Source organism: Collinsella aerofaciens, assembly GCF_039752955.1.
In the GTDB taxonomy this organism is placed as follows: domain Bacteria; phylum Actinomycetota; class Coriobacteriia; order Coriobacteriales; family Coriobacteriaceae; genus Collinsella; species Collinsella aerofaciens_BI.
The window spans coordinates 36,534-49,384 of record NZ_JBDMHB010000006.1; the positions used below are offsets into that span (position 1 = coordinate 36,534).

Below are 12,851 nucleotides of genomic sequence, written 5' to 3' on the forward strand. Positions count from 1 at the left end.
TTGTATGCCCTGCTTAATCATTGCGTCGCACCGTCTTCTACGGGATGTGTACCAGGTCCCTAAAGTAAACGTTGCCCGTTGCCTCTTCGAACATCCAGATGTTGAGGTAGATGTCGTTGAGGTCTTTGTTCACATCAAAGTCCGGATCGTCAAAGGTGCCCACAAAGGTGAGCATGGCGCGCGTTTCCTCGCCCGCTGCGACCTGCTGGCGCATGCGCACATCGCGGACCACGCCGTTGACGTAGGCATAGGAGTCCACATCGCCAAACATCATGTCGGCACCGGTGTTGTTGGTCACCGTAAAGACGAGCGCGGCGTCGCCGTAGCCGTCGGTGTCCTTACCCACGCAGGTTACATGGACGTTATCGTCTACCTCAAGGTCGATGGGGAGCTGTTCTTGGGAATCGGGACCCAGGCCCTGGGGATCGATTTCGTCTTCGTTGATTTTATCGAAGCTACCCTGTGGCGTCGTTTCCTCGGCAGCTTCGGTGCTTCCGGGAGTCGGCTCAGATGGCCCGGTTTTGCCATCGATATTGCTGCATCCCATCAGGGCGAACGAGCAGACTGCGATGGCGAGCGCGGTCGTGCAGAGGGTGCCGAGACGTTTCATGGGTGCCTCCTTGCCGTAGGGTTTTGGAAGGTTGTGCGGCCAATGCGCGCGGCCGGCCTTTTGCTGCAGAATGTCCCTAGCTGTAGTCTGGCCGATGTGCACCCAAGAGCGGAATGCCCATAGGGCCCGATTCGCTTGGCGGGTTGGGACGTTTGGCCCGTTTTGGCCCTTTTGGGGAGCGCCATATGGGGGTTCTCGCCCAATTATCCGTTTCTTGTGGAGAACCTGTGCTTGCACTCATCTGCAAGTTTGCGTTGTGCTTGCACGTTTCCGCAGCTATTGGTATAGTTTGCTTGCAAATGAAGTTGTAATTGAAAGAAGTGGGGTTTCGGCCCCGCTTCTTTTTTGTATGGATGGAGGTGCCGCAATGATCAAGACCAAGACCGAGCAGGCGATTATCGACGCGCTCGAGGCCGTTGCTCCCCAGCACGATGTCGACATCGTCGACGTTGCGCTCGTGGGTGCCACCAAGGCCCCCTGCGTGCGTGTGCGTATCGAGGGTGCCGAGGGTCAGAGCCTGTCGCTCAATGACGTCACGGCCAACACCAAATGGGTCGGCGATGTGATTGAGGAGCTCGACCCCATCTCTTCGAGCTATACGCTCGAGGTGTCGAGCCCGGGTATGGCGCGCCCGCTGCGCCGCCCGAGTGACTTTGCCCGCTTTGTGGGCGAGAACTGCGAGCTCACCTCCACCGCCACCGAGGGCCGTCGCAAGTATACCGGCAAGATTGCCGCCGCCGCCGAGACGAACGTGACCCTCGAGCTCGAGGACGGCGAGTCCGTTACCCTCGATTTCTCTGATGTTAAAAAGTGCAAGTTGAAGCCCACCTATGACTTCAAGCCCGCGAAGGAAGGAAAGTAAGATGGCAGCATCCGACATGATGTCCGCCCTGATGGAGCTTTGCCAGGAGAAGCACATCGACCAGCTCTACCTGATCGACCGCCTGGAGCAGTCGCTCGCCAAGAGCTATGCCGAGATCCTGCATCTTGAGTGGGGCGCCAAGGTGACCATCGACCGCACCACCGGCAAGATCTACGTCTACCGTCTGGAGCCGATCGACGATTCCATGGACGAGGAGGGCAACTTCACCGAGTTCGAGGAGATCGACGTCACTCCCAAGAACACGAGCCGCATCGCCGCCCAGCACGCCAAGGCCGAGATCAACGCCATCGTGCGCAACTCCGCCCGCGAGCAGATTTACGAGGAGTTCTCCGGCCGCATCGGTGACCTAATCAGCGGTACCGTGCTGCAGTCCACGCCCGACTTCACGATCGTCAAGATTCGCGAGGGCGTCGAGGCCGAGCTTCCGCACTTTGACCAGCGCCGTTACGAGAACGAGCGCAACGAGCGTCCGATGGGCGAGCGCTACCTGCACAACCAGCACATCAAGGCCGTGATCATCGACGTTCGCGACCCCAACTCCAACCTGCAGCCGGTTCGTGGCGAGCACAGCCGTCCGCCGATTGTCATCTCCCGTACCCACCCCGAGCTTATGCGTCGTCTGTTTGAGCAGGAGGTGCCCGAGATCTATGAGGGCACCGTCCAGATCAAGTCGATCGCCCGCGAGCCCGGGCAGCGCTCCAAGGTCGCCGTCCACTCGCTCGACGATCGTCTGGATCCTGTCGGCGCCTGCGTCGGCCCCAAGGGCAGCCGTGTTCGCGCCGTCGTGGGCGAGCTCCGTGGCGAGCGCGTCGACGTCATCCTGTGGGATGCCGATCCGGCCGTCTACGTCGCCAACGCCCTGTCGCCCGCCAAGGTCACCCGCGTCCTTATCGACGAGGAGAAGGCCTACGCCGGCGTTATCGTGCCCGACGACCAGCTGTCCCTCGCCATCGGCAAGGAGGGCCAGAACGCCCGCCTCGCCGCGCGCCTGACCGGCTGGCATATCGATATTAAGTCCGAGACCCTTGCCGCCGACATCCTCAAGAACGTTCCCGTTCACGAGGAGCCCGCCGCCGACCTGATCGGTGACGAGGAGGACGAGGACGTCCGTCGCTGCGAGTTCGTGTCCGAGGACGGCATCCAGTGTCGCAACCAGGCCCGTCCCGGCTCCCGTTTCTGCGGTGTCCACGACACCGACGCCTTCGATGATGCGGAGGACCTGATCTAGCGCGCGGTCGCGCCGGGCGGGTCCCGGCGCATACCCCACGCTCGTTCAGTCTCTAGGCACCCAAGGTGCCAGAAAGGGTAGGTGAAGTCATATGGCAAAAGTCCGTGTGTCCACCCTGGCCAAAGAGTTCGGCATGACCTCCAAGGAACTGATGGGTCATCTCGCCGAAATGAAGATTCCCGCCAAGTCCGCTTCCTCCGCCCTGGAGGACGCCTACGTCGCTATGGTCCGCAAGCAGCTCGCCTCGGTGATCGAGGCCCGCGCCCAGGAAGTCGAGGCCGCCAAGCAGGCCGAGGAGCAGGCCGCTGCTGCCGAGGAGGCAGCGCGCGCTGCCGAGGCAGAGCGCGAGCGCATCGCCGCCGAGAAGGCACGCGAGGAGGAGCGCCGCCAGTTCGCCGCGGCCCAGGCTGCCGAGGAGGCCGCCCGCGCCGAGGCCGAGGCTAAGAAGAAGGCCGAGCAGGAGCGCCTTGCCCGCGAGAAGGAGGAGGCTGCCCGCGAGGCCCAGCGCCGCGCCGTCCCCGCTTCCGACTCCGGTTCGCGTTTCCGTTCGCTGCTCGACCAGATCGCCGCACAGGAGACCGTGCTCAAGGAGAAGAAGGACGCCGAGGAGAAGGCCAAGGCCGAGCGCGCTGCCGAGCGCGGCAACCGTCGTGGCGGCAACAACGACCGTCGCGGTGGCCGTCGTAACGATCGCAATGCCTCCGACAACAACTCCGAGCGTAACGCCTCCGAGAACCGCCCCCACAGCCATCGCACCAACGCCAGCAACAACGTCGCTGCCGGCATGGACTTCCCCAACCCCGACAAGCAGGGCAAGGGCAAGAAGCGCAAGGGCGGTCACAACAACGAAGAGGACCACTACAGCCGCATGGCTCGCGAGGCCGAGGAGTACAGCCGCGAGAAGGTGCTCGAGGAGGCTCGTGCCGCCGTCGAGGAGGCCTCTCGCGAGTCCACTGGTCGCCGCAAAAAGCGCAAGGAGAAGCGCGAGCGCGAGGCCGCAAAGGCTCAGGAAGAGCGCAAGATTGAGGAGGCGCTGGCCCAGGGCGTGAACCCCGAGGAGCTCGACGCCATCAAGGTTTCCCAGGGCGTTACCGTCCAGGAGCTCGCTGAGGCGCTCGACGTTCCGGCCAACGACATCATCAAGCGCCTGTTCCTGCTGGGCACGCCGCTCACCATGACGCAGTCCATGTCCGACGACCTCGTCGAGCTCGTTGCCGACGACCTGGGCCGCCAGATCAAGATCATTACCCCCGAGGAGGAGAACACCTTCTCGTTCTACGACGATCCCGCCGACCTTAAGCCGCGTGCCCCGGTCGTCACCGTCATGGGCCACGTCGACCACGGCAAGACGAGCCTCCTCGATGCCATCCGTCACACCGGCGTCGCTGCCGGCGAGGCGGGCGGCATTACCCAGGCCATCGGCGCTTCGCAGGTCATGATCAACGACCGCAAGATCACCTTCATCGATACCCCTGGTCACGCCACCTTTACGGCCATGCGTGCCCGCGGCGCCAAGGTGACCGATATCGTCATTCTGATCGTGGCTGCCGACGACGGCGTCATGCCCCAGACCATCGAGTCGATCAACCACGCCAAGGCCGCCGGCGTTCCCATCGTCGTCGCCGTCAACAAGATCGATAAGCCGGGCGCCAACCCCGACCGCGTGCGCCAGGAGCTCACCGAGTACGGCATCATCCCCGAGGAGTGGGGCGGACAGAACATGTTCGTCAACATCTCGGCCAAGCAGAAGATCGGTATCGACGACCTGCTCGAGACCGTGCTGCTCCAGGCCGACGTGCTCGAGCTCAAGGCCAACCCCGATACGTTCGCTTCGGGCAACGTCCTCGAGGCTAAGCTCGATAAGGGCCGCGGCTCGGTTGCCACCGTGCTCGTGACCCGCGGCACCCTGCGCGTGGGCGACACACTGGTCGCCGGCCTCACCTATGGCCGCGTCCGTGCCATGCTCGACCCCAAGGGCAACGCCGTCACCGAGGCCGGTCCCTCCGACGCCGTCGAGATCCTGGGCCTGCAGTCCGTCCCCAACGCCGGCGATGAGTTCCGCGTGTTCGAGGACGAGCGCGAGGCACGTGCGCTGGCCGACGAGCGTTCGCTCAAGGCCCGTATCGAGGAGCAGAGCCGCGTGAAGCACGTGACGCTCGAGAACCTCTTCGAGACCATCGCCGACGCCGAGGTCAAGGAGCTCAACCTGATCATCAAGGCCGACGTCCAGGGCTCCATCGAGGCCCTTCAGGACTCCCTCGATAAGATGGATCAGTCCGAGGTGCGCATCAACACGATCCACTCCGCCGTTGGTGCCATCAACGAGACCGACGTCGTCCTGGCCGACGCCTCCAACGCTATCATCATCGGCTTTGGCGTCCGTCCCGACGGCAAGGCCCGCTCCGCCGCCGAGCGCGAGGGCGTGGAGATCCGTTGCTACGACGTCATCTACAAGTGCCTCGAGGACCTCGACGCTGCCCGTATCGGCATGCTCAAGCCCACCGAGGTTGAGGTCTCCACGGGCACTGCGACCGTCCTGGACACCTTCAAGGTGCCCAAGGTCGGTATCGCCGCCGGTGTCCGCGTCGAAGAGGGCGAGATCGCCGCGACCGATTCCGTGCGCCTGGTGCGCGATGGCATCGTGGTCTTCAACGGTAAAATCGCCTCGATGCGCCACTACAAGGACGAGGCCAAGAGCCTCAAGAGCGGTTCCGAGGGCGGCATTGGCCTGGAGAACTTCCAGGACATCAAGCCTGGCGACACCATTGAGGGCTACCGCATCGACCAGGTTGCCCGTACCGAGTAGGGGGTAGCGCTATGAAGCAAACGCAGGCAACCCGCCGTCTGGGCGAGCAGCTTCGCGAGAAGCTTGGTTATATCCTGCTCTTTGAGGTTTCCGATCCGCGTCTCGACCTGGTCACCCTGACCGCGGTCGAGGTCGCGGTGGACCGTTCGTTCGCGCGTGTGTACGTGTCGTGTGATGCGAGCCGCTACGACGAGGTCATGGAGGCGCTCGCCAGCGCCAAGGGCCGCATCCGTAGTCTGTTGGCCCGCTCGCTCGATTGGCGCGTCACGCCCGAGCTCGATTTTCGCATCGATCGCTCGACCGATGAGGCCGAGCGCATCACGCGTGCGCTGGAAAACGTTCCCGCCACGCTTGCGATCGAAAAGGACGAGGACGGCTATCCAATTGCGGATGTCGCCCAGGAGGCAGCTTTAGATGAGTAATTCCGCCGACCTCGCATCGTGCGAGTCTGCAGATATTCAGCGACGCATCCTCGAGCTCATCGAGGGTGCGTCCTCCATTGCGATTTCGGGACATACGTCTCCCGATGGCGACGCCCTGGGCTCCGTGCTGGGTCTGGGCCTCTCGCTTATGAAGTTCTTTCCCAACAAGGACATTGCCCTGCTGCTGGCAGACGATGACCCGGTTCCGCGCATCTACCGCTTTATGGAGGGCGCTGACCGCCTGGTGCCCGCATCTGCGTATGTCGGCAATCCTGACCTGTTCATCTCGGTGGACGTGCCAGTCGTCGAGCGTCTGAACAACTCTGCCGAGGTGCTCCGCCGCTCGTCGCACGTGGTGTGCTTCGATCACCATCCGGCGCGCGAGGAATTTGCCGAGCTGAGCCTGAGATGCGTCGACGCCGCGGCCTGCGCCATGATCATCGACCGCTTTTTGGACAATTGCGGCATTGTGGCTCGTAATGGTGTCGCGACCTGCCTGCTGTGCGGTCTGGTGACCGATACCGGTCGTTTTCAGTACCAAAACGCCGATGCCACTGCGTTCCATGCCGCCTCGCGCCTGGTCGCGCACGGTGCCGATCCCGCGCGCGTTGCGCTCGAGGTCTACCAGAGCATGCGCGTAGAGTTCTTGCATCTCAAGTCCATCGTTATGGGCCGCATCAAGACGGTGGCGCACGGTCGCGTGGCGTATAGCTATGCGTACCAGAGCGACCTCGAGGCCTGCGGCGTCACTTCGGACGAGTGCGACGGCCTGGTCGATGTGGTGCGTTCGGTGATGGGCGTTGAGGTCTGTCTGTTCCTAAAGGGCATCGACGGCGATACCAAGGTGCGCGGCAACCTGCGCTCCAAAGGTGACCTCGATGTGTCCGAGATCGCTGCCAACTTTGGCGGTGGCGGGCATCATGCCGCCGCCGGCTTTTCCAACAACGGAACGATTCGCGAGACGCTCGCCGTGGCACTTCCCATGCTGGCCGAGCTGGTAGGGGAGGATCCCGCTTCGGTGACCGTCGAGCTCTAACATTTTGGATGGTACATGGCTCGTCGTACGCCTTCTCAATTGAATATGCTGCTCGCCGTCGATAAGCCGGTGGGCTGTACGTCCCACGACGTGGTATCGCAGTGCCGACGCGCCCTCCATGAGCGACGCGTCGGCCATGCCGGTACGCTCGACCCCATGGCCTCGGGTGTCATGGTGGTGGGCGTGGGCCAGGCGACCCGTCTGCTGGGCATGCTAACCCTCGATACCAAAAGTTATGTCGCCGACATTTCGTTTGGCGTCGAGACCAATACCGATGACGCGGAGGGCGAGGCCGTCCGCACGGTGCCCGTTGCCCCCGAGCTGCGCGATCTCGCTTACGCCCGTGAGCAGCTCGCCGCTATGCTTGGCCCGCAGATGCAGGTGCCGCCGGCGTTTTCGGCCATCTCGGTCAATGGCGTTCGCGCCTATAAGAGTGCTCGCGAGGGCAATGCGGTAGACTTGCCCCCGCGCCCCGTCGAGGTCTATGCCGCCGACCTGATCGCCGTGAGCGGCGAGGGCGATACGTGCGTCTGGACCGTGGCGTTTTCGGTAAGCAAAGGCACCTACATTCGCGCGCTCGCTCGCGATCTGGGTCGTGCCTGCGATAGTGCTGCACATATTTCCGCGCTGCGCCGTACGGCCTCCGGCGTGGTTTCCATTGGCGCTTGTCATGCGGTAGAGGAGCTCTCTGCCGAGACCGCTGCCGGTTTCGCTCTGGATCCCATCGCCGCTCTTGGTGCCACGCGAGTCGATTTGCCGGGTAATCTTGCAGACGACCTGCTTTGTGGCCGCCGCATTCCCGTTGAACGCGCGCTTGCGGACTTCGATACGGCGAAGGCGCCGTTCGCGCTCGTACTCGATGGGGGATTGAAGGCGCTTGCCCGAATCGAAGGCGGCCGCTTTGTGATGGAGCACGTCTTTCCGCAGGCGATCGGCGGTGTTCGATGATGCTGGCGCCCCACGAGCTCGCGCGTGTCTTTTTCGCGGGTGAGTTGGATGAGGCCCGTATCGTTTCTGCCGATGCATTTGATGGGTGCGAGTTCCTCGGTGCCGCGTCGATCGCCATTGGCGTGTTTGATGGCGTGCATCGTGGGCACCAAGAGCTGATCGACGCGGTTATTCGCGATGCACATGATCACGGTAGCAAAGCGGTCGTCGTCACCTTCGATCCCGATCCGGACGTCGTGGTGAGTCCGTCGCCCGCTCAAAAATTGATGACGACGGCCGACCGCCTGCATGCCCTGGCTCAAACCGGGGTCGATGCGGTGGTGGCCGTTCCCTTTACGCCCGCCGTGGCGGCACTCGACCATGTCGGGTTTCTGGCGCTGTTGTCGCGCGTTGTCGATATTCGCTCCATTCGCGTAGGCGGCGACTTTAGGCTCGGCTGCGGCGGCGCTTCGGGCGTTGCCGAGATGCGCGCCTGGGGCGCTGAGCGTGGGGTTGACGTTTACGGTCACGACCTGCTCTGCGTTAACGGGCAGACCGTCTGCGCCACGCGCATCCGCCATGAGCTGGGTCAGGGTCATGTGGAGCTGGCTGCCGAGCTTCTCGGCCGTCCCTATATGCTGCGCGGCGTTGTGGCGGCTGGCCGTCACGAGGGCTCCGACATGGGCTTTCCCACGGCAAACATCCAGGTGCCCGACGGCATCCAAGTGCCTGCCGATGGCGTCTATGAGGGTCTGGTGCTGGTCGACGATACCGTATGGCCTGCTGCCGTTAACGTCGGCCTGCCGCCGACCTATGCCGATGATGCCGCCTCGGCGCATCTCGAGGCCAACTTGATCGGCTATGCGGGCGACCTGTATGGCGCTTCCGTGTCGCTGGCGTTTACGCGCTGGCTGCGTCCGTCTCGCGTGTTCGATTCCCTGGACGAGTTGATCGCGACCGTCGAGGGTAATATCGACGATATCCGTCATAACTTGGGTGAGCAGGGGGTGAGTATCCGTGATTAGCGATGAGGAAAAAGATCAGGTACGCGCGGCGTCAGACTTGGTTGCCATCGTGCAGGAAACGGTTGAGCTCAAGCCCCGCGGCCATGAGTTTTGGGGCTGCTGTCCGTTTCATGGCGAAAAGACCCCATCGTTTCACATTATCCCTGCTACGCAGGTGTGGCACTGCTTTGGCTGCGGCGAGGGCGGCGACGTCTTCACCTATATCATGAAGCGCGAGAACCTGAGTTTTCCCGAGTCGATCCGCTATTTGGCTGATCGTGCGGGCATTGAACTGCACGATACCGGTGCGCAGCGCGATCGCGGCACCAAGCGTGCCCGCATCTATGACCTGTGCGCCGAGACGGCCCAGTTCTACCACACCATGCTTATGCGCGGTAAGGACAGCCGTCCACGCGAGTACTTTGCCAGCCGCGGTATGGGTGGCGATGTCTGTCGACGCTACTGCCTGGGTTTTGCGCCGGGTCGCAACGCGCTGGTTTCTCATCTGTCTCAAGCGGGCTTTACCCCGCAGGAGATGATCGACGCCAACGTGGCCGTGAGCCGTGGGCGCGGACAGCTCGCCGACCGTTTTTACGACCGTGTGATGTTTCCCATTTTTGACGAGCAGGGTCATAACATCGCTTTTGGCGGGCGCATCATGGGCGATGGTCAGCCTAAGTACCTCAACACCGCCGAGACGAGCGTGTTTCATAAAAAGCGAAACCTCTACGGCTTTAACTGGGCCAAGGAGTTTATCGTCGCGCAGGATACCGCCATCGTGGTGGAGGGCTATACCGATTGCATCGCCTGCTGGGAGGCGGGGATCAAAAACGTCGTCGCCACGCTGGGCACGGCGCTCACGGAGCATCACGTAAAGACGCTAACCCGCTTTGCCAAGCGCATTGTGTATATGTTCGATGGCGACGCCGCCGGTCAAAAGGCCGCTCGCCGCGCGATTCAGTTTATTGAACAGGATTCGATGGACCTGCGCTGCGTGGTGCTGCCCGACGGCAACGACCCCATGGAGTTCATCACGGCACATGGCGGCGAGGCACTTCAGGCGCGCATCGATGCCGCCGAGCCCCTCATGGACTTTGTGTACCGTTCGCTGCAGGAGTCGAGCGACATTACCACACCGGGCGGTCGCGCTAAAGCGCTCGAGGATGCGCTGACGCTCATCTATCCGCTGCGCAACAGCTATATGATCGACACGTACTTTATCCAGATTGCCGATCTGCTGGGTTTGGACCTGGAGACCGTGCGCGCGAGTTCGGGCCGTGTGTTTCGCGATGTCGCCAAGCGTGAGGATGCGGAGCGACGTCGTGAGCAGAGCTACGAGCGTCAACGCGCGCAAGCTGAGCGCGCGGGCGGTTCGCAGGGACGAAGCTCGGGCGGCGGTGCGGCTGGTGCGCGCAGTGCCGGTCGCGGTGCCTGGGCCGCGGGTGCGACGCCGCCGGTGTCCGCACCGGTCGAGGAGGACCCGTACGACTACGTTCCGCTTGATGCCTATGGGGCCGCGCCGGTGGAGGCCGACGAGGATCTGCCGCCAATCGATGTGCCAGCGGGGGTGGAAAGCGCTGCGTCCGTTGCCGATAGTTCAAGCGCGGCGGCAGCTCCGTCGATGCCGGTTGTTTTGACCGATTTGGAGCGGAAATCCCTGGCGGGGGAGCGCGAGCTGCTGACGATGCTCACGAGCTACCCCGATCTGTTCCGCACGTATGCCGATCGCATTTGTTCTATCGAGTGGGTCGACCCGCGTCACGAGTCCATTGCGTGGGCCGTGCTGGCAACGCCGCCGGGAACCGATCCTGCGGCATGCATGGATGCGGCGCGGGCGGTGTGTCCCGAGGCGGCGTCGCTTGTCAGCGCCGGGCGCATCTCGGCGACGAGCAAGCACCCGACCGAGACGAACATCGTCTTTATGCTCGATACGCTCGAGCTCTACACCATCAAACGTCGCATGCGAGCCGCGCAGGCCAAGTTGCGTCAGGACCGTTCACTCGACGATGAGGCTCGTCGCGTGCTGACGATGCAGGCGGTGCAAGATTCACAGCGCCAGCGCGAGCTCCAAAAGTCGATCGGTGGCGTGGCCGACCCGTTCCGTTTGATCGGTTTGGAGACCGCAGGTGCCGATCAGGCCTAGATGTTGTGGTCAACCAGCGTATTCTCGCCTATATCCTGTCTTTATTTTGGGTATAGAGGTCTACGTGTGTGCTAAAGTATTGAGTCCTGTGGACTACGAAGGGAGAATCTGTGCCAAAAAAGACTGAGAGCACGGGTACTGGGCTGGAATCCTACGTTGCAAAGCTCATGGGCAACGGCTCAAACAGGACTTCGGTAACCGAGGACGAGATTCAGGTCGCCCTGAAGGATATCGATGTTTCTGATGAGCAGCTCAACGCGGTGTATTCCGCGCTGCGCAACAGCGGCATCCAGATTATCTCCGCGAGCGGAAACGACGACGCCCCGATGGCCGTCGACGATGACGATAACGATACCGACGATTTCGACGATGACGAGCACGATTCCGGCTCGCTCGACGATCACGAGCTTAAGATGGCCCGCCAGGCCGACGCCGAGATGGGCTCTTCCAAGAGCAAGAAGAAGCGCACCGTGCGCACGTCTCGTTCGCGTTCGCGCGTGCGCGGCATCGATGCCTCCACGGTGATGCTGACCGGCGACCCGGTTCGTATGTACCTCAAGGAGATCGGTAAGGTCGACCTGCTGACCGCATCTGAAGAGGTCGATTTGGCCATGAAGATCGAGGCCGGTCTCGAGGCTACCGAGAAGCTCGAGGCTGCTGATGCGGGCGAGATTGAACTCACACGCTCCGAGATGCGTCGTCTTACGCGTATCGAGAACGTTGGTCTTGAGGCCAAGCAGGCGCTCATTAGCGCAAACCTGCGTCTGGTCGTCTCCATCGCCAAGCGCTATGTCGGCCGTGGCATGCTGTTCCTGGATCTGATCCAGGAGGGTAACCTCGGTCTGATCCGTGCCGTCGAGAAGTTCGACTACCAGAAGGGCTTTAAGTTCTCCACGTACGCCACGTGGTGGATCCGTCAGGCCATTACGCGCGCTATTGCCGACCAGGCCCGTACCATCCGTATTCCCGTGCACATGGTCGAGACCATCAACAAGCTCGTCCGCGTGCAACGCCAGCTCCTCCAGGATCTGGGTCGCGACCCGACCCCTGAGGAGATCGGTGCTGAGATGGACATGAGCGCCGACCGCGTCCGCGAGATCCAGAAGATTTCGCAGGAGCCCGTGTCGCTCGAGACCCCGATCGGTGAGGAAGAGGATTCCCAGCTGGGCGACTTCATCGAGGACTCCCAGGCTATCGTTCCGCCCGATGCCGCCAGCTTCTCCATGCTGCAGGAGCAGCTCACCCAGGTGCTCGATTCGCTTGCCGATCGCGAGCGCAAGGTTATCGAGCTGCGCTTTGGTCTCGTCGACGGACATCCCCGCACGCTCGAGGAAGTCGGTCGCGAGTTTGGCGTCACGCGTGAGCGTATCCGCCAGATCGAGTCCAAGACCCTGGCCAAGCTCCGCCACCCGAGCCGCTCGAGCAAGCTGAAGGACTACATCGAAAGCTAGTCAAGCAAGAGGCGCCCTCAAGCACATCTGCCTGGGGGCGCTTTCATGTAACAAGGGCCGGCAGTTGGGACATGGGTAGTCTTTTTGGGACGGGGCTTTTTTAGCTACCCTATCTCAATGAGCGGCTCAAGCTTTAAAGGTTTCAGATTGGGTAGCTAAAAAAGCCCCGTCCCAAAAAGACTACCCTGGGCATCTGGTTGATTAGTCGTTGGGACGTTCTTGAATGACTAGTCGTTTAAGAACGTCCCCAATGACTAGGTCGGAAAATTTCTTAAAAAAGTTCTTGCCCTTCGCTCAATCGTCCGTATAATAAACTTCGTTGCTTGAGAGCACGCACCTAT

The 12,851-nt window shown here is 62.2% G+C and carries 10 protein-coding genes; 9 read left to right on the forward strand and 1 reads right to left on the reverse strand.

Annotated features, from left to right (window positions below):
* Positions 1 to 37: 37 nt before the first annotated feature.
* Entirely contained in the window at positions 38 to 610 is a 573-nt protein-coding gene (locus ABHR75_RS02775; RefSeq protein WP_195568049.1) for a hypothetical protein, read from the reverse strand.
* A gap of 367 nt (positions 611 to 977) precedes the next feature.
* Here ABHR75_RS02775 and ABHR75_RS02780 point away from each other — a divergent pair, with 367 nt between their 5' ends.
* The 9 genes from ABHR75_RS02780 to rpoD all read left to right on the forward strand — a co-directional run bounded on the left by ABHR75_RS02780 (position 978) and on the right by rpoD (position 12,510).
* Positions 978 to 1,472 (forward strand): ribosome maturation factor RimP, encoded by a 495-nt coding sequence (locus ABHR75_RS02780; protein ID WP_346963555.1) that lies wholly within the window; start codon positions 978 to 980, stop codon positions 1,470 to 1,472.
* 1 nt (position 1,473) lies between these two features.
* Positions 1,474 to 2,721 carry a transcription termination factor NusA gene (gene nusA / locus ABHR75_RS02785; RefSeq protein WP_022094169.1) on the forward strand — a complete coding sequence of 416 codons (1,248 nt, stop codon included), beginning with the start codon at positions 1,474 to 1,476 and terminating at the stop codon, positions 2,719 to 2,721.
* Positions 2,722 to 2,812: 91 nt separating this feature from the next.
* Complete coding sequence (gene infB, locus ABHR75_RS02790; RefSeq protein WP_346963556.1) at positions 2,813 to 5,527, forward strand: translation initiation factor IF-2; 2,715 nt, start codon at positions 2,813 to 2,815, stop codon at positions 5,525 to 5,527.
* Between the two features lie 11 nt (positions 5,528 to 5,538).
* Positions 5,539 to 5,949: a 30S ribosome-binding factor RbfA gene (gene rbfA, locus ABHR75_RS02795; protein ID WP_346963557.1), complete on the forward strand. Its 411-nt coding sequence runs from the start codon at positions 5,539 to 5,541 to the stop codon at positions 5,947 to 5,949.
* Positions 5,942 to 6,985, forward strand: a complete 1,044-nt coding sequence (locus tag ABHR75_RS02800) for a DHH family phosphoesterase (RefSeq protein WP_346963558.1) — start codon at positions 5,942 to 5,944, stop codon at positions 6,983 to 6,985. The genes rbfA and ABHR75_RS02800 overlap by 8 nt, the downstream gene beginning before the upstream one ends.
* Positions 6,986 to 7,000: 15 nt before the next feature.
* Complete coding sequence (truB, locus tag ABHR75_RS02805) at positions 7,001 to 7,933, forward strand: tRNA pseudouridine(55) synthase TruB (RefSeq protein ID WP_346963559.1); 933 nt, start codon at positions 7,001 to 7,003, stop codon at positions 7,931 to 7,933.
* A complete protein-coding gene (gene ribF / locus ABHR75_RS02810) occupies positions 7,930 to 8,937 on the forward strand; it encodes a riboflavin biosynthesis protein RibF (RefSeq protein WP_346963560.1) in 1,008 nt (335 codons plus the stop codon). The genes truB and ribF overlap by 4 nt, the downstream gene beginning before the upstream one ends.
* On the forward strand, positions 8,930 to 11,059 hold the full coding sequence (dnaG, locus tag ABHR75_RS02815) for a DNA primase (RefSeq protein ID WP_346963561.1): 2,130 nt from the start codon (positions 8,930 to 8,932) through the stop codon (positions 11,057 to 11,059). Before ribF ends, dnaG begins: the two co-directional genes overlap by 8 nt.
* A 110-nt stretch (positions 11,060 to 11,169) precedes the next feature.
* Positions 11,170 to 12,510: an RNA polymerase sigma factor RpoD gene (gene rpoD / locus ABHR75_RS02820; RefSeq protein ID WP_271759519.1), complete on the forward strand. Its 1,341-nt coding sequence runs from the start codon at positions 11,170 to 11,172 to the stop codon at positions 12,508 to 12,510.
* Positions 12,511 to 12,851: the final 341 nt, after the last annotated feature.

What these genes read in the sequence shown, in the direction of transcription:
- ABHR75_RS02775 (WP_195568049.1), bottom strand. Translation starts at nt 610, where the DNA reads ATGAAACGTCTCGGCACCCTCTGCACGACCGCGCTCGCCATCGCAGTC.
- ABHR75_RS02780 (WP_346963555.1), top strand. Translation starts at nt 978, where the DNA reads ATGATCAAGACCAAGACCGAGCAGGCGATTATCGACGCGCTCGAGGCC.
- nusA (WP_022094169.1), top strand. Translation starts at nt 1,474, where the DNA reads ATGGCAGCATCCGACATGATGTCCGCCCTGATGGAGCTTTGCCAGGAG.
- infB (WP_346963556.1), top strand. Translation starts at nt 2,813, where the DNA reads ATGGCAAAAGTCCGTGTGTCCACCCTGGCCAAAGAGTTCGGCATGACC.
- rbfA (WP_346963557.1), top strand. Translation starts at nt 5,539, where the DNA reads ATGAAGCAAACGCAGGCAACCCGCCGTCTGGGCGAGCAGCTTCGCGAG.
- ABHR75_RS02800 (WP_346963558.1), top strand. Translation starts at nt 5,942, where the DNA reads ATGAGTAATTCCGCCGACCTCGCATCGTGCGAGTCTGCAGATATTCAG.
- truB (WP_346963559.1), top strand. Translation starts at nt 7,001, where the DNA reads ATGGCTCGTCGTACGCCTTCTCAATTGAATATGCTGCTCGCCGTCGAT.
- ribF (WP_346963560.1), top strand. Translation starts at nt 7,930, where the DNA reads ATGATGCTGGCGCCCCACGAGCTCGCGCGTGTCTTTTTCGCGGGTGAG.